This window comes from Pseudomonas oryzihabitans (assembly GCF_007665395.1).
Taxonomy (GTDB): Bacteria; Pseudomonadota; Gammaproteobacteria; order Pseudomonadales; family Pseudomonadaceae; genus Chryseomonas; species Chryseomonas psychrotolerans_C.
The window spans coordinates 200,036-216,358 of record NZ_VDND01000004.1; the positions used below are offsets into that span (position 1 = coordinate 200,036).

The 16,323-nt window shown below is 68.4% G+C and carries 12 protein-coding genes; 7 read left to right on the forward strand and 5 right to left on the reverse strand.

The features are described 5' to 3' along the window. Positions 1–6: 6 nt before the first annotated feature. The 5 genes from pyrR to gshB form a co-directional block, all read right to left on the reverse strand. Positions 7–516 carry a bifunctional pyr operon transcriptional regulator/uracil phosphoribosyltransferase PyrR gene (pyrR, locus tag FSV73_RS10990; RefSeq protein ID WP_145007646.1) on the reverse strand — a complete coding sequence of 170 codons (510 nt, stop codon included), beginning with the start codon at positions 514–516 and terminating at the stop codon, positions 7–9. A 2-nt stretch (positions 517–518) separates the two neighbouring features. After that, on the reverse strand, positions 519–971 hold the full coding sequence (gene ruvX / locus FSV73_RS10995) for a Holliday junction resolvase RuvX (protein ID WP_145007647.1): 453 nt from the start codon (positions 969–971) through the stop codon (positions 519–521). Beyond that, entirely contained in the window at positions 968–1,537 is a 570-nt protein-coding gene (locus tag FSV73_RS11000) for a YqgE/AlgH family protein (protein WP_145007648.1), read from the reverse strand. The genes ruvX and FSV73_RS11000 overlap by 4 nt, the downstream gene beginning before the upstream one ends. 55 nt (positions 1,538–1,592) lie before the next feature. Next, a complete protein-coding gene (locus FSV73_RS11005) occupies positions 1,593–2,471 on the reverse strand; it encodes an energy transducer TonB (protein ID WP_186309211.1) in 879 nt (292 codons plus the stop codon). A gap of 103 nt (positions 2,472–2,574) precedes the next feature. Then, the gene (gene gshB / locus FSV73_RS11010) at positions 2,575–3,525 is read right to left on the reverse strand and encodes a glutathione synthase (RefSeq protein WP_145007650.1); all 951 of its coding nucleotides are present in this window, start codon (positions 3,523–3,525) and stop codon (positions 2,575–2,577) included. A 220-nt stretch (positions 3,526–3,745) separates the two neighbouring features. Here gshB and pilG point away from each other — a divergent pair, with 220 nt between their 5' ends. The 7 genes from pilG to FSV73_RS11045 all read left to right on the forward strand — a co-directional run bounded on the left by pilG (position 3,746) and on the right by FSV73_RS11045 (position 16,323). Then, positions 3,746–4,153 carry a twitching motility response regulator PilG gene (gene pilG, locus FSV73_RS11015; RefSeq protein WP_007161679.1) on the forward strand — a complete coding sequence of 136 codons (408 nt, stop codon included), beginning with the start codon at positions 3,746–3,748 and terminating at the stop codon, positions 4,151–4,153. Positions 4,154–4,193: 40 nt separating this feature from the next. Beyond that, entirely contained in the window at positions 4,194–4,559 is a 366-nt protein-coding gene (gene pilH, locus FSV73_RS11020; protein ID WP_007161680.1) for a twitching motility response regulator PilH, read from the forward strand. A 49-nt stretch (positions 4,560–4,608) separates the two neighbouring features. After that, positions 4,609–5,145 (forward strand): chemotaxis protein CheW, encoded by a 537-nt coding sequence (locus tag FSV73_RS11025; protein WP_145007652.1) that lies wholly within the window; start codon positions 4,609–4,611, stop codon positions 5,143–5,145. 161 nt (positions 5,146–5,306) lie between these two features. After that, entirely contained in the window at positions 5,307–7,337 is a 2,031-nt protein-coding gene (locus FSV73_RS11030; RefSeq protein WP_145007653.1) for a methyl-accepting chemotaxis protein, read from the forward strand. 61 nt (positions 7,338–7,398) lie between these two features. Beyond that, positions 7,399–8,247 (forward strand): CheR family methyltransferase, encoded by an 849-nt coding sequence (locus FSV73_RS11035; RefSeq protein ID WP_145007654.1) that lies wholly within the window; start codon positions 7,399–7,401, stop codon positions 8,245–8,247. Positions 8,248–8,258: 11 nt separating this feature from the next. Then, complete coding sequence (locus tag FSV73_RS11040) at positions 8,259–15,299, forward strand: Hpt domain-containing protein (protein ID WP_145007655.1); 7,041 nt, start codon at positions 8,259–8,261, stop codon at positions 15,297–15,299. After that, positions 15,292–16,323, forward strand: a complete 1,032-nt coding sequence (locus tag FSV73_RS11045) for a chemotaxis protein CheB (protein ID WP_145007657.1) — start codon at positions 15,292–15,294, stop codon at positions 16,321–16,323. The genes FSV73_RS11040 and FSV73_RS11045 overlap by 8 nt, the downstream gene beginning before the upstream one ends.

The window sequence follows — 16,323 nt, forward strand, 5'->3', positions numbered from 1 at the left end:
TCCAGGTCAGGCGGCGGGGACGTCGCGGTATTCGAGGGCGAGCGGCGTGGGGCCGGTCAGCTTGACGCGCTGGGTGGGGGCGAGGGTCAGGGTGGCACCCACCACGTCGGGCTGGATCGGCAGTTCGCGGGCATTGACGTCCAGCAGGCAGACCAGGGTCACACTGGCGGGGCGGCCGTAGTCGAAGAGTTCGTTGAGCGCCGCGCGCACGGTGCGGCCGCTCATCAGTACGTCGTCCACCAGCACCAGGTGCTGGCCGTCGATCTCGAAGGGCAGGGCCGAGGGGCGTACCTGCGGGTGCAGGCCCTTCTGGGTGAAGTCGTCACGGTAGAAGGACACGTCCAGGCTGCCCAGCGACGTGTCCAGGCCGAGTTCGGCCAGCAGGGCCTCGGCGATCCACAGGCCGCCGGTATGGATGCCGATGAAGCGGGGATCGGTGATGCCGCGACGATCCAGCGACAGGCGCAGGTCCGCGGCCAGCCGCGGCAGGAGCTCGGCGGGGGTGGGCAGGTGCATGGCTACTCCGATTGCGGGCGCGCGGCCCGTTCCAGTTGTTGGGTCAGCCAGCCTTCCAGCAGGAGGGCGGCGGCGAGGGCGTCCACCGGGCGTTCGCGATAGCCGTCGCGCTGACCGCCCTGCAGGCGCTCGCCCTTGGCGGCGTAGGTGGTGAGGCGCTCGTCATGGGTATGCACGGGCAAGCCGTAGCGGCCGTGCAGGCGCCGGGCGAAGCGTTCGGCGCGCTCGCTCATCTCGCTGGGGGTGCCGTCCATGTTCAGCGGCAGGCCGACCACCAGGGCGCTAGGGCGCCACTCGTCCAGCAGGCGCTGGATCTGCTGCCAGTCCGGTACGCCGTTCTGCGCCTTGAGCGTGAGCAGTTCACGGGCCTGGCCGGTGACGGCCTGGCCCACGGCCACGCCGATCTGCCGGGTGCCGTAGTCGAAACCCAGGTAGAGGCCCGCGGGCGCACTCATGCGTGGCCCGCCTGGCGCGAGAGCAGGCGCAGGTCGATGCCCAGCAGGGCGGCGGCCGCGCCGAGGCGTTGCTCGCTCGGCGTTTCGAAGAGCAGGGCGCTGGTGGCCGGGGTGGTGAGCCAGAGATTGGCGGCCAGTTCCTCTTCCAGCTGGCCGGGACCCCAGCCGCTGTAGCCCAGGGTGATCAGGTGCCGGGCCGGACCGCTGCCGTCGGAGATGGCGAACAGCACGTCCGGCGAGGTGGTCAGGCTCAGGTCCTCGAGCTCCAGGGTGTTCTGGAAGATCGGGCCGGCATCATGCAGGACGAAGCCGCGATCGTTCTGCACCGGGCCGCCGGAGTAGAGGGCGAGCTGGTGGTCCTGCGGCGTGGGCGGCACGTCCGGGCGGAGCTGTTCGAGCAAATCGTCCAGGTGCAGGCCATTGGGGCGGTTGATCACCAGGCCCATGGCGCCATCGGGGCCGTGGTCGACGAGGTAGATCACCGTGGCGGCGAAATGGGGATCGTCCATCTGCGGCATGGCGATCAGGAGCTGGTGCTGTAGGGTGGTGCTGGAGGTCGGCTTCATGACCGGCAAGTTTCCCGGTTGCGCGGTCCGGCTTCAAGTACAACGACGTGCGCGGCTATTGACTGGACAGGCGGTCACCGCGCTCGAAGCGCCAGGTACGGATGATCTCCAGCCGGTCGATGTCGGCGAGGTCGCCACTGAAGGGCGCGAAGGGCGCCGCCAGCCGCACGATGCGCAGTGCCGCCTGGTCCAAGACCTGGCGTCCCGAGGATTCCAGCACCTGCACCTCGTACAGCGAGCCGTCCTTGTTGATGGCCACCAGCAGCCGCAGGCTGCCATAGAGCCGGTCGCGCTTGGCCTGCTCGGGGTAATTGAGGTTGCCGATCCGCTCGATCTTGCGTCGCCACTCTTCCTTGTAGCGGGCGCCCTTGTCCTTTTGCGTCGAGGCGGCGTTGATCCGCCAGATCTTCGGCCGCTTGGCGTACTGCTGGCGCTCTTCGGCGAGCTGGGCTTCGAGGCTGGCGAGCTCGGCGGCCTGGCTGTCGGCTTCCGGGCTCGGGGCATCGCGCTGCTCCCGCTCGGGTGTCTCGCGGCTGGGTTCGGCCTTGGTCGGGCGGCTGGCGCGTGTGGTCACGGCTGCCTTGGGCGCCTGGGCGCGATCAGCCGCGGACTTGCGGGCGGGTGGGGCCGCTTCGCGGATCTCGCTGTCGTGGAAGGGCGCCTGCACCGGCGTGCTCGGCGCCGCCGCCTTGTCCAGGGTGCCGCTGCCCTGCTGGTTTTCCTGGGCGAGGAAATCCGCCTGCTGGGGGGCTTCGTCGCTCTTGAAGCTGGCCAGCGTTACCTCCAGGGTGCGGCTGATCTGGCTGGGTTCGGGCAGCGCGAAGCCGACGCCGAGGATCAGCACGACATGCAGCAGGGTCGCGATGAGCAGCGTGAAGCCCAGGCGGTCGGCGGGATGCACCTGGACGGCGGGGGAGGAAGCGGTGCTGGGCATTGACTGGGTCGGCAAGGGCAGAAGGCGCGCGGCAGGGCTGGCGCCAGTCTGCGGATTGTGTCCGCGCTTGTCCATGCCGCCGCGGGCGGCATGGACGCTCGCCTCAGCCCGCGCGTTTCTGCGCGATCACGTCCATGAGGCGCTCGGCGATCCGGGTATCGTAGGCCGCATCGATCTCGCGGATGCAGGTCGGGCTGGTGACGTTGATCTCGGTGAGGTGCTCGCCGATCACGTCCAGGCCGACGAACAGCAGGCCGCGCTTGCGCAACTCCGGGCCCACCGTGGCGGCGATCTCGCGGTCGCGTGCCGACAGGGGCTGGGCCACGCCACGACCACCGGCGGCCAGGTTGCCGCGCGTCTCGCCCTGGGCCGGAATGCGCGCCAGGCAGTAGTCCACCGGCTCGCCGTCGATCATCAGGATGCGCTTGTCGCCGTCCTTGATGCCCGGCAGGTAGCGTTGGGCGATGATCTGCTGGGTGCCATGGGCGGTCAGGGTCTCCAGGATCACCGAGAGGTTCGGGTCGCCTTCGCGATGACGGAACACCGAGCTGCCGCCCATGCCGTCCAGTGGCTTGAGGATGACGTCGCCGTGGGTACGCGCGAATTCGCGGATGATGTCGGCGCGGCGGCTCACCAGCGTCGGCGGGGCCAGTTCGGGGAACAGGGTGGCGAAGAACTTCTCGTTGCAGTCGCGCAGGCTGGCGGGTCGGTTGACCACCAGGGTGCCGCCCCGCTCGGCCTGCTCCAGCAGGTAGGTGGCATAGACGAATTCGTTGTCGAAGGGCGGGTCCTTGCGCATCAGGATCACGTCGAGCTCGCGCAGGGGCAGGTCGACGTCCTCGCCAAAGGCGAACCAGCGTTCCGGATCCTGGAAGACGTCCAGCTGCCGGCCGCGGCCGCGGGCCTCGCCATCGACCTGGTACAGGTCCTGCATCTCGAAGTAGTGCAGGCTCCAGCCGCGGGCCTTGGCTGCCCACAGCATGGCCATGGAGCTATCCTTCTTATAGGAGATGCGTTCGATGGGATCCATGACGATCCCCAGGCGGATACTCATTGACGCTAGACCTCGGTTGGGCGTGGGCAAGGCATCAGGATAGCCCCTGCATCCCCTTGAGTGCCAATGCTTGCGCGATCGTCGTGGCGGGCGGGCCGGTGGTCCGTCGTCAGGGGATCTGCGTGGTACGTCACGGTATTGTGTGCTACAAAGAGGCGCCGCCAAAGTGCCCGGATCGACATCATTCACGTTTCATCGACGATGAGCTGGTAGCTTGAACATGGAACAGTATTCGGAAGGGCTGAAGGTCATGGTGATCGACGACTCGAAGACGATTCGTCGCACCGCCGAGACCCTGCTCAAGAAAGTTGGCTGCGAGGTCATTACCGCCATCGATGGATTCGATGCGCTCGCCAAGATCGCCGATAGTCATCCCCACATCATCTTCGTGGACATCATGATGCCGCGACTGGATGGCTATCAGACCTGTGCGCTGATCAAGAACAACAGCGCGTTCCGCGCGACGCCCGTCATCATGCTCTCCTCCCGTGACGGGCTCTTCGACAAGGCCAAGGGCCGCATCGTCGGCTCGGACCAGTACCTCACCAAACCCTTCAGCAAAGAAGAGCTGATCGGTGCGATCAAGACCCACGTCCCCAGTTTCACTCCGCTCGAACAAGCGTCCTGAGTGTCCTGAGGCGGGCGATTCAATCTAGTAGGAAATTTTCATGGCTCGAATTCTGATCGTCGACGACTCTCCAACCGAGATGTACAAGCTCACCGCCATGCTGGAAAAGCATGGGCATCAGGTGCTCAAGGCCGAGAACGGTGCCGATGGCGTGGCCCTGGCCCGCCAGGAGAAGCCGGATGCGGTGCTGATGGACATCGTCATGCCGGGCCTCAACGGCTTCCAGGCCACCCGGCAGCTGACCAAGGATGCCGAGACCAGCCACATTCCGGTCGTCATCGTCACCACCAAGGACCAGGAGACCGACAAGGTCTGGGGCAAGCGCCAGGGCGCCAAGGACTACCTCACCAAGCCCATCGACGAAGACACCCTGCTGCGCACCCTGGCGGGTGTCCTGCAAGGCTGAGGGCTCACGTCCGTTTCTCGCGGCAGCGCCCCGGTGGGCAGGGAATCCTATGAGCGACGCCACTACGCCCTACGAACTCTTGCGGCTGATCGACCTGCGCTGCCGGGAACGGGCGGCCGGGCTGCCGGCGCAGCAGGAAAACCAGCGGACCTGGAGCGGCATCGGCTTTCGCCTCGGTGAATTGCGCTTCGTGATCCCCATGGGCGAGGTCAGCGAGATCCTGCCGGAGCCGCGCTTCACCGCCTTGCCCGGCGTCAAGCCCTGGCTCAAGGGCGTAGCCAACGTACGCGGCCGGCTGCTGCCGATCGCCGACCTCGGGCAATTCCTCGGGGTGAAGGTCCAGGCGCTGCGCAAACAGCGCCGCATCCTGATCGTCGACCATGGCGACCTCTTCGTCGGATTGGCGGTTGACGAAGTCCTGGGCATGCAACATTTCGACATCGAGGCCTATCGCGAGCACGCCGACAGCGTGCCCGCGGGCCTGCACTTCTTTCTGGAGGGCGTCTTCCAACGCGACGTGCCGTGGCTGGTCTGCAGCCCGCGCGCCTTGGTCGAGCATCCCGAATTCATGGACGTCGCGGCCTGAGTCGCTAGACGCCAGGGCGCCGCGCACCGGCGCGGGGTCGGGATGGCAGGAGCTGTCGCCGACGGGTGGGGGTAGGGCGACGAGCACCGGCTTCAAGCGAACCGGTCCGGCGTCCGACAAGGATAGAACTGAAGGATCCAAGGTCCAGGCGGGGGCCGCTGATGAACAAACTCAATACCGGGAAACTCAACGCGTGGGTCGCGGGCATGTTCGTGGTGCTGATCGTCGCGATCGTGCTGCTGTTCGCCAACTTCGCGTACCTGGGCACCCAGACCAACTACGACAACCAGTACCAGGGGCAGGCCACCGAGCTGCGCATCCTGTCGCAGCAGCTCGCCAAGAGCGCCAGTGAGGCCGCCACTGGCAAGGCCGAGGCCTTCAAGGACCTGCGCGTGGCCCGCGCCGAATTCGAGCGCCGCTGGAACATCCTGCGCAATGGCGATCCCCAGACCGGCCTGCCGGCCTCGCCGGCGATCCTCGCCGCGCGGCTGGACACCGTGCAGGGCCAGTGGGCCAATCTGCGCAAGCAGGTCGACACCATGCTGGGCAGCGAACAGACCGTGCTGTCCCTGCATCAGTTGTCCGGTGCCCTGGCCGATACCATTCCCCAGCTGCAGGTCGAGAACGAGGAAATCGTCGACATCCTGATCGAGCGCGGCGCGGCCGCCAGCCAGGTAGTGGTGGCCCAGCGCCAGGCGCTGCTCGCCGAGCGGATCCTCAGCGCCATCAACAAGATCCTCACCGGCGACGAAGCCGCCGTGCAGGCCGCCGACAGCTTCGGCCGCGACGCCAGCCTGTTCGGCCGGGTACTCAAGGCCATGCGCGAAGGCAATGCCTCCATGGGCATCGCCAAGATCACCGATCCGGAGGCGGTCGGTCGCCTGAACGAGGCCAACAAGCTGTTCGAGTTCGTCTCTGGCAACGTCGACGAGATCCTCGCCACCTCGCCCGAACTGCTGCAGATCCGCTCCGCCGTGGGCCAGATCTACAGCGGCTCCCAGGCGCTGCTCGGTTCCGCCTCGGACCTCAGCGCCGGTTACGCCGCCCTGGCCCAGAGTCGCAAGATCAATACCGTGGGCAGCTATCTGCTGGTGTTCATCGCCCTCGGCGCCATCCTCTGCATCGGCTACATCCTGGTGCGCGACACCCGCCGCCGCCTGGCCGAGACCGACGAGAAGAACCAGCGCAACCAGACCGCCATTCTGCGGCTGCTGGACGAGATCGCCGACCTCGCCGACGGTGACCTGACCGTGCAGGCCACGGTGACCGAAGACTTCACCGGTGCCATCGCCGACTCCATCAACTACTCCATCGACCAGCTGCGCGAACTGGTGGAAACCATCAACCAGACCGCCTTGCAGGTGGCCGCCGCCGCCCAGGAATCCCAGGACACCGCGACCGTGCTGGCCGAGGCCTCGGAGCACCAGGCCCAGGAAATCGCCGGGGCCTCCGCGGCGATCAACGAGATGGCCGTGTCCATCGACCAGGTCTCCACCAACGCCTCCGAATCCACCGCGGTGGCGGAGCGCTCCGTGGCCATCGCCAACAAGGGCAACCAGGTGGTGCACAACACCATCATCGGCATGGACAGCATTCGCGAGCAGATCCAGGATACCGCCAAGCGGATCAAGCGCCTGGGTGAATCGTCCCAGGAGATCGGCGACATCGTCGGCCTGATCAACGACATCGCCGACCAGACCAACATCCTGGCCCTGAACGCTGCCATCCAGGCCTCCATGGCCGGCGATGCCGGTCGCGGCTTCGCGGTGGTCGCCGACGAGGTTCAGCGCCTCGCCGAGCGCTCCTCTGGCGCCACCAAGCAGATCGAGGCGCTGGTCAAGGCGATCCAGACCGACACCAACGAAGCGGTGATTTCCATGGAGCAGACTACCTCGGAAGTGGTCCGCGGCGCCGCCCTGGCCCAGGACGCCGGGGTAGCCCTGGAAGAGATCGAGAAGGTGTCCCAGAGCCTGGCCGGACTGATCCAGAACATTTCCAACGCCGCACGGCAGCAGTCGTCGTCCGCCAGCCACATCTCCAGCACCATGAACGTGATTCAGGAGATCACCTCGCAGACCTCCGCCGGGACCACCGCCACCGCACGCAGCATCGGCGAGCTGGCCAAGCTGGCCAGCGAGATGCGGCGTTCGGTATCGGGCTTCAATCTGCCGAACGAGCAGCCGCTGGGCTGAACGCAGCAGCCACACCGTGGCGTGGCGAGGGGGAAACGCGGTGGGGGAGTCGAGTTGGGCGTTGTGCCGTGCTCCCGCGCTGCCGGAGGCGGACTTCGAGCGCTGGCGACAGTTGCTCGAAAGCCGCGCCGGGATGGTGCTGGACGAGCGTCAGCGCAGCTTTCTGCAGGTCCAGTTGGCCGCGCGCATGCGCGAGCTGGGGATCACCGCCTACGACGACTATTACCGGATCGTCGGCGCGGGCATCAGCGGACGGGTCGAGTGGGTCCGCCTGCTCGACCGGCTGACCATCCAGGCCACCCGCTTCTTCCGCCATCCGCCGTCGTTCGCCCTGCTGGAAGCCTTCGTGAGTGAATTCGTCCAGGCCGCCAAGGGCGATAGCCTGACGCTGTGGAGCCTGGGTTGTGCCAGTGGAGAGGAAGCGTTTTCGATGGCCATCAGCACCGCCGACGTGCTTTCCCGGCAGGGGCACCCCATGACCTTCGCCCTGACCGGTACCGACATCAGCAGCGAAGCCCTGCGCCAGGCGCGGCAGGGCACCTATGGCCCGCAGCGGCTGGCCGGGGTGTCGCCCGAGCGGCGGGAACGGTACTTCCGTGCCCGTGAGGATGGCAGCTTCGAGATCGCCGCCTGGCTGGCCGAGCGGCTGTGCTTCGCCCGGCTCAACGTGCTGGAGCTGGGCCAGGCGCCCCTGCGCGGGCTCAACGTCATTTTTTGTCAGAACTTGCTGATTTATTTCCGCCGCTGGCTGCGTCGAGACCTGCTCAACCAGCTGGTCCAGCGGCTTGCACCGGGTGGGTTGTTGGTCCTGGGTGTCGGGGAGGTGAGCCAATGGAGCCACCCGCAACTGATACCCGTCGATCATCCCGAAGTCCTGGCGTTCACCCGCCAGGTAAGCCCCCCGGCATGACAGGAGCCGAGATGATCGATCGACACGACTACGTAGCCCTCGAGTGGGTCAAGGGAGAGATCGCCGAAACCTTGCAGCAGGCCCGCAAGGCGCTGGAGGCGTTCGTCGACAACCCCCAGGACCGTAGCCGCCTGGGCTTTTGCCGGACCTATGTGCACCAGGTCTATGGCACGCTGCAGATGGTGGAGTTCTACGGCGCGGCGCTGCTCGCCGAGGAGATGGAACTGCTGCTGCAGGCGCTCCACGAGGAGCGGGTGAACAGTTCGGACGAGGCGCTGGAAGTACTGATGCAGGCCATCCTGCAGGTACCGCCCTATCTCGACCGGGTCCTCGAGGCCCGGCGCGACCTGCCGCTGGCCATCCTGCCGCTGCTCAACGACCTGCGCTCGGCGCGCGGGGAAAAGCTGCTGTCGGAAACCAGCCTGTTCTCGCCGGATCTGTCCGCCACGCCGCTGTCGCTGACCGACGCCGAGCTGGCCGACCGGGCCGCACCGGACTGGTTGCCACGGCTGCGCAAGTTGCGCCAGGCCCTGCAGGGCGCCCAGGTCGGGCTGTTCCGCGACCGCGACGTCCAGTTGCACCTGGATTACCTGCTGCGCGTCTTCGAACGACTCGACCAGCTCTGCGCCGGATCGCCCTTCGGTGCGCTCTGGCCGGTGGCGGCGGGCTTGACCGAACTGCTGCAGGCCGGCGAGCTGGACAACAGCAGCTCGATCCGTGGCCTGTTGCGGCAACTCGATCGCGAGCTGAAGCGGCTCATCAGCGATGGCGTGGTGACGCTCAACCAGCCGGCGCCGGCCGACCTGCTGAAGAATCTGCTGTTCTACCTGGCCAAGGCACCGGTGCAGAGTCCGCGCATCGCCGCGCTTAAGGCCCACTACCGCCTCGACGAGGCGCTGCCGGATGCCGAGCTGGTGGGCTTCGAGCGCTCGCGTATCGTCGGCCCGGATCGCGAGGCCATGCGTTCGGTCGTCACCGCGCTCTGCGAGGAGCTGGTGCAGATCAAGGACAGCCTCGACCTCTTCGTGCGCAGCGATCGCCAGCAGGCCACCAGCCTGCGCAGCCTGCTGGCGCCGCTCAAGCAGATCGCCGATACCCTGGCGGTGCTGGGCTTCGGCCAGCCGCGCAAGGTGGTGCTGGAACAGCATGACGCCGTCGCCGAACTGGCCGACGGCATGCGCGAGGCCAGCGACGCCGCGCTGATGGACATCGCCGGCGCGTTGCTCTACGTGGAGGCCACCCTGGCCGGCATGGTCAGTGGCAACGAGGTGGGCGATGCCGAGGAGAGCCGGCTGCCCACCACCGACATCGACCAGTTGCACCGGGTGGTGGTGCGCGAGGCGCGCAATGGGCTGGAGCAGTCCAAGGACGCCATCATCGAATTCATCGCCTCCCAGTGGAACCACGTTCACCTGGAGCCGGTGCCGCTGTTGCTGACCCAGGTCCGCGGCGGCCTGGCGATGATCCCGCTGGAACGGGCCGCGGCCCAGGTCCAGGCGGCGAACGACTACATCTGCGAGCAGTTGCTGGGCAAGCAGGCGGTACCCAACTGGCAGAGCCTGGATACCCTGGCCGATGCCATCACCAGCGTCGAGTACTACCTGGAGCGCCTGGCCGAAGATCCCTCCACGCCCCACGACATGATTCTCGACATCGCCGACGAGAGTCTCGTCGCCCTCGGCTATCCGCCGAAGGCCCGGGCGGGCGAAGCCGAACCGGCGGAAACCGCGGCGCAGCCCCCGGTGGGCGAGGCGCCAGCGGAGCCGCTGGCGGAGCCCGAGGTCGCCGAGGCGTCTTTGGACCCGATTGCCTTGCCCGAGGAGGAGCCGGCGGACCTGCCGAGCGCTGGCCTGTCGACGGAAGCGTTGGCGTCTGCTGAGGCGGACGAGCCGCTGGCGTTCGAGCGGCCGGCTGCGGCGGCCACCGAGGACGCCGACGAACCATCACCGGCAGTGCCCGACGCCGGCCAGGCCGACGAAGCGGCCGAGCCGCCGTTGGCCGCTCCCGCGCCCCTGGTCGCCGATGCGGATGCCGTCGCCCAGGTGCTGGCCGCACCGGTCGACGCCATCAACCCCCCGGCGGCGCAGGTGCCTCAGGCCCTGTTGCCGCCGCCGGCCGATGCCGAACCCGTCGAGGAAGAACTCCGCGAAGTCTTCATCGAGGAGGCCGGCGAGGTCCAGGCGGAGCTGGAGCGTTGGCTGCCGACCTGGCAGGCCGATCCCGAGCAGCGCACCGCGCTGAGCGAATTGCGGCGTAATTTCCACACCCTCAAGGGCAGTGGCCGCATGGTCCAGGCACTGGTCATCGGCGAATTGGCCTGGGCGCTGGAGAATCTCTTCAATCGCCGTCTGGATCACAGCGTCGCTCACAGTGCCGCCTTGCAGGAGGTGGTCGAGCAGACCTGCGCCCTGCTGCCGGAGCTGGTCGAGGAATACGCCGCGGATCGTCAACGGCAACGTGACGACGTCGACTGGCTGGCCCACGCGGCCCATGCGCTGGCGCGCAACGAGGCACTGCCCGAGCCAGTGAGCGCCGCCACCCCGGCCGCGCAGGCGGAACCCCCGGTTGCCCAGGCCCCCGAGCCGCAACTGCCGGTCGCCGCGGCGAGCGAAGCCGATACCCAGTTGCTGGATATCTTCCGCACCGAGGCCCAGGCCCATCTCCATACCGTGCGCCGCTACCTGGAACAGCCCGGGACGGCTAGTGCCCTGCCGGTCTCCGACAATCTCCTGCGTGCCCTGCACACCCTCAAGGGCAGTGCCCACATGGCGGGCAGCTCGCCGATGGCCGAACTGGCCTCGGCACTGGAGCGGCTGGCCAAGGAATACAAGCTCGCCCACCTCGCCTTCGCCGAGCCGGAGTGCGCCCTGCTGACCCAGGGGGTGGCTCTCCTGGAAGAGCGCCTGGCCAGCCTCGACGAGGCCTCGCTGGCCACCCCGCTGGCGGGCGCCGCGGCGGTGATCGAGCACTGTGACGCCCTGCTGGAGCCGCTGCACCAGGCGCTGCCGATACCGGAGGCGCCGCTGCCGGAGCACCGCGACGTCCTGCGCCTGGCCGATTTCCTGATGCCGGCCATGGATCTGCTGCTGGAGGCCGACGAGCGCCTGAACGCCTGGCACCGGCAAGGTGATCAGGCCGCCTGCGCCGACCTGCTGGCCGAGCGCCTGAATACCTTCGCCGACGGCGCCGCCCGGGTCGGTCTGGCCGACGTCGAGCCGCTCGCCGAGGCGCTGCAGGTGGTCTATGCCGCGGTGGCCAGTGGTTCGCTACCGGCCGACGAGGCCTTCTTCCGCGAGGCGGAGGAAGCCCAGGAAGCCCTGATCAGCATGCTCAACCAGCTGGCTGGCGGCATGCGGGCGATCCCGAACGAAGAGCGGATCCAGGGGCTGCGGGCCCTGCTGGCGGGGATCCTCGCCGGGTTGCCGATGGAGGCCACCACCCTGCTGGCCGAGGCGGAGCCCGAAGCGACTTTCGCCCTCGAAACGGCCACGCCGGTCGCACCGGAGCTGGCGTTGGACGTCGATCTGAAAGCCGAAGCCGAAGCCGAAGCCGAAGCCGAAGCCGAAGCCGAAGCCGAAGCCGAGCGCGAGGTGCCGGACGAAGCGCAGGAAGACCTGCCGTCGCTGGCGGAGCCCCTGGCGGCGGAGCCGGCGGAAGCCCCCCGGGACGAAGCCGTCGAGCCTGTCGCCACCGACGACGTCGATGCGGAAATGCAGCTGATCTTCCTCGAGGAAGCCCAGGATCTGCTGGACAGCGCCGATCGGGCGCTGGCGCGCTGGCTGGCCGAGCCCCAGCAGCGCTTCCATCTCGGCACCCTGCAGCGGGACCTGCACACCCTCAAGGGTGGCGCCCACCTCGCCGAAGTCGCCCCGGTCGCCCGGCTGGCCACGGAGCTGGACGCCATCTACGAGGGCCTGCTCGATGGCCGTCTCGCCAGCGGCACCGAGCTGGGCGCGCCCCTGCGCGATGCCCACGCCTGCCTGGCGGCGCAACTGGAAGAACTGGCGGCCGGTGCGCCGATCAGTGACCATGCCGAAGAGGTCGAGCGCCTCCAGCGCATCCGCACCGGACAACTCGACGCTCCTGCCGAGGATGCCTCCATGGTCACCCCGGTCGAGTCGGACAGCGCTGCGGAAGCCGCTGAGCCCTCGGCCTCCCCGGAGTCCCAGGTTGCCGAAGCGCTACCCGAGCCTGCCCTCGATAACACGGACGAGGGGCCCGACGCCGAGCTGCTGGCCATCTACATCGAAGAAAGCCGCGACCTGCTCGACAGCATGGCGACCGCGCTGCGGGCCTGGGAAGCCGAGCCGGGCAACAGCCTCGAACTGGAATCCCTGCTGCGCGACCTGCACACCCTCAAGGGCGGTGCCCGCCTGGCCGAGGTGGAGTCCATCGGCGACCTCGCCCATGCCCTGGAAGCCTGCTACGAGGCCCTGGCGCGGGGTCACCTCAAGCCTGGGGCGGAGCTGAGCGAACTGCTGCATCGCGGCCATGATCGGCTGCACGAGCAACTCGAAACCCTGGCCCGCGGCGAGTCCCCGGCGCCGGCCAGCGAGCTGATCGCGGCGCTGCGCGACTACCGCGGGCGGCCCGTGGCGGCGAGCGAGCCGGCCGCTGCCGCTGCCGCGCCGGTCTTCGACGAAGACACGGATGCGGAAATCCTCGAGATCCTCATCGAGGAGGCCCAGGATCTGCTGGCCAGCATGGACGAGGCGCTGACGCGCTGGCCCGCCGCGCCCGAGGTGGCGGTGGATGAACTGCTGCGCTGCCTGCACACCCTCAAGGGCGGCGCCCGCCTGGCCGGCCTGCACGGCCTGGGCGAGCAGGCCCATGCGCTGGAGCAGCAGCTCGCCGAGCTACGTTCGCTCGCGGTCGGGCTGGACGAGGGCGACCGCGAAAGGGTCCGCGACCTGGCGACCAAGGGAGTCGACGCCCTGCAGCTGGCGGTGGCCCAGCTGTCGCTGCCAACGCCGGCCCAGCCGGTCGAGGTCATGGCACCCGCGCCTGAGCCGGAGGTGGTCGAAGGCACGGCGGCAGTGGCCACCGGTGCGGATGCCGAGTCCGCGCAGCCGGTCGACGAGCCTCCGGCAACGCCAGCCGGCGCCGCGGCCGTCCCGGTCATGGAGGCGCCGGCGATGCCTGCCGCGCCCGTTGCGGCGCTGCCGTTCGTCCAGCGCCTGCAGCAGATTCGCCAGCAGGCGGTGCAGCGGCGCTCGTCCCAGGAATTGGTACGGGTACCCGCCACGCTGCTGGAGCAACTGGTCAACCTGGCCGGCGAGACCTCGATCTTCCGGGGGCGCATCGAGCAGCAGGTCAACGACATAGGCACCACCCTGGGCGAGATGGAAGCCACCATCGAGCGGGTTCGCGATCAGTTGCGGCGCCTGGACACCGAGACCCAGGCGCAGATCATCAGCCGCCATCACGAGGACGTCGATCGCGCGGGCTACGAGGAGTTCGATCCGCTGGAGCTGGATCGCTATTCCCAGCTGCAGCAGCTGTCCCGGGCACTGTTCGAATCGGCCTCCGACCTGCTGGACCTGAAGAACACCCTGGGCCAGCGCAACCGCGACGCCGAGACCCTGCTGCTGCAACAGGCGCGGGTCAACACCGAGCTGCAGGAAAGCCTGATGCAGACGCGCATGGTGCCTTTCGAGCGCATGCTGCCGCGCCTGCACCGGGTGGTGCGCCAGGTGAGCGGCGAGCTGGACAAGCCGGTCGAGTTGCGCGTCGGCAACGCCGAAGGCGAGCTGGATCGTACCGTGCTGGAGCGGATCATTCCGCCGCTGGAGCACATGCTGCGCAACGCCATCGACCATGGCGTCGAAGATGTCGCCGGCCGCCAGCGCGCCGGCAAGCCGGCCGAGGGCGTCATCAGCCTGGATCTGCGGCGCGAGGGCGGGGACATCATCCTGACCCTGGCCGACGACGGCCGGGGCATCGATCTGGCGGCCGTCCGCCGCAAGGCCGTCGAGCGCGGCCTGATGGCGGAAGGCGTCGATCTGCCCGATCACGAGGTGCTGCAGTTCATCCTCGAATCCGGCTTCTCCACGGCGCCCACCGTGACCCAGATTTCCGGACGGGGCGTGGGCATGGACGTGGTGCACCAGGAGGTCAAGCAGCTCGGCGGCACCATGGACATCCACAGCGTGGCGGGCGAGGGGACGCGCTTCACCATCCGCCTGCCGTTCACCGTGTCGGTGAACCGGGCGCTCATGGTGCATGCCGGTGACGACCTCTACGCCGTGCCGCTCAATACCATCGAGGGCATCGTGCGGGTGACCGCCGCCGACCTCGAACGCTACTACCGCCCGGGCGCCGCGACCTACGAATACGGCGGCCAGCACTACGACCTGCGCTATCTCGGGCATCTGCTCAACAATGGCCAGCAGCCCAAGCTGAGCGGCCAGAACCTGCCGCTGCCGGTGGTACTGGTGCGCTCGGCCGAGTACGCCGTGGCGGTGCAGGTGGATGCGGTGGCCGGCTCGCGGGAGATCGTGGTGAAGAGCCTGGGGCCGCAATTCGCCGGGGTGCCGGGATTGTCCGGCGCCACCCTGCTGGGTGACGGACGCGTGGTGGTGATCCTCGACCTGCTGGCCATGATCCGCAGCCAACGCGCGAACGGTACCGAGACGCTGCGCCTGGCGCAGGGTCCGACGGCGCCGGCGGAGACCAGCCGGCCGGCGCTGGTCATGGTGGTGGACGATTCGGTGACCGTGCGCAAGGTCACCAGTCGCCTGCTGGAACGCCATGGCATGGAGGTCTTCACCGCCAAGGACGGGGTGGACGCCATCGCCCAGCTGCAGGAGCGACAGCCGGACATCCTGTTGCTCGACATCGAGATGCCCCGCATGGACGGCTTCGAGGTGGCGACCCTGGTACGGCATGACGCCCGCCTCAAGGACCTGCCCATCGTGATGATCACCTCCCGAACCGGGGAAAAGCACCGCGAGCGCGCCTTGAGCCTGGGCGTCGACGAGTACCTGGGCAAGCCTTACCAGGAGAGTGAACTCCTGGCCCACATCCATCGACTGGTCAGGGAACATGACTGAGATGACCAACGCCCGCGTCGCCATCCTGGCCGACAGCCCGCTGCAGCGCCATGTGCTGCAGCAGGTGTTGGCCGACAATGGCTATCACGTGGTCCTCAACAGCGATCCGGCACGCTTCGCCGAGGCCGACTGGCCGGCGCTGGCGACCGATCTGTGGTTGATCGACCTGAGCCAGACGGAAGAATCGTCCCTGGTGGATGCGCTGCTGGAAGGGGCCGACGTTCCCATCCTGTTCGGCGAAGGCCAGGCGCCGGAGCGCTTCACCGATCCCTTCACGCAGTGGGAGAAGCGCCTGATCGGCAAGCTCAAGCGCCTGATCGGCGATCCGGTGGCGGCGGTCGGTCCGGCGCTGGAGACGCTGCTGCAGGACCAGCCGCGGCCGCCGCGGCTGGCCTTGCCCGAGCCCCTGGCCAACCTGCCGCTGCCTGCCGGCGATCCGGCCCCCGAGGTCTGGTTGCTGGCCGCTTCCCTGGGCGGTCCGGCGGCGGTGAAAGCCTTCCTCGATGCGCTGCCCGGCGGGCTGCCGGTCGGCTTTCTCTATGCCCAGCACATCGGCGACGGCTTCGCCGCCAATCTGCTGCGCGCGGTCGGGCGCCACAGCCAATGGCACATCCAGGGCGTTCGCCCGGGTGAACCGGTGCGCTGTGGCGAGGTGGTGCTGGTGCCGACGCAGCAGGAGCTGACCTTCCGCGCCAATGGCGCCCTCGACGTGGTCGAGCGGGCCTGGCCGGAACCCTATACGCCGTCGATCGGCCAGATGATGCTCAACCTGGCCCAGCACTTCGGGGCGCGCTGCGGCGTCATCGTCTTCAGCGGCATGGGTAACGACGGCACGGCCTCGGCGGCCTATGTGCAGCGCCGCGGCGGTACGCTCTGGACCCAGTCGGCGAGTACCTGCATCGCCCCGAGCATGCCGGAAAGCCTGCGTGAATCGGGTCTCGCGACCCTTACCGCCGATCCCCGCGGCCTGGCCGAAGCGCTGGTGGCGCGACTGGCCGAGCAGCACGGCGAGCAACCGAGATGA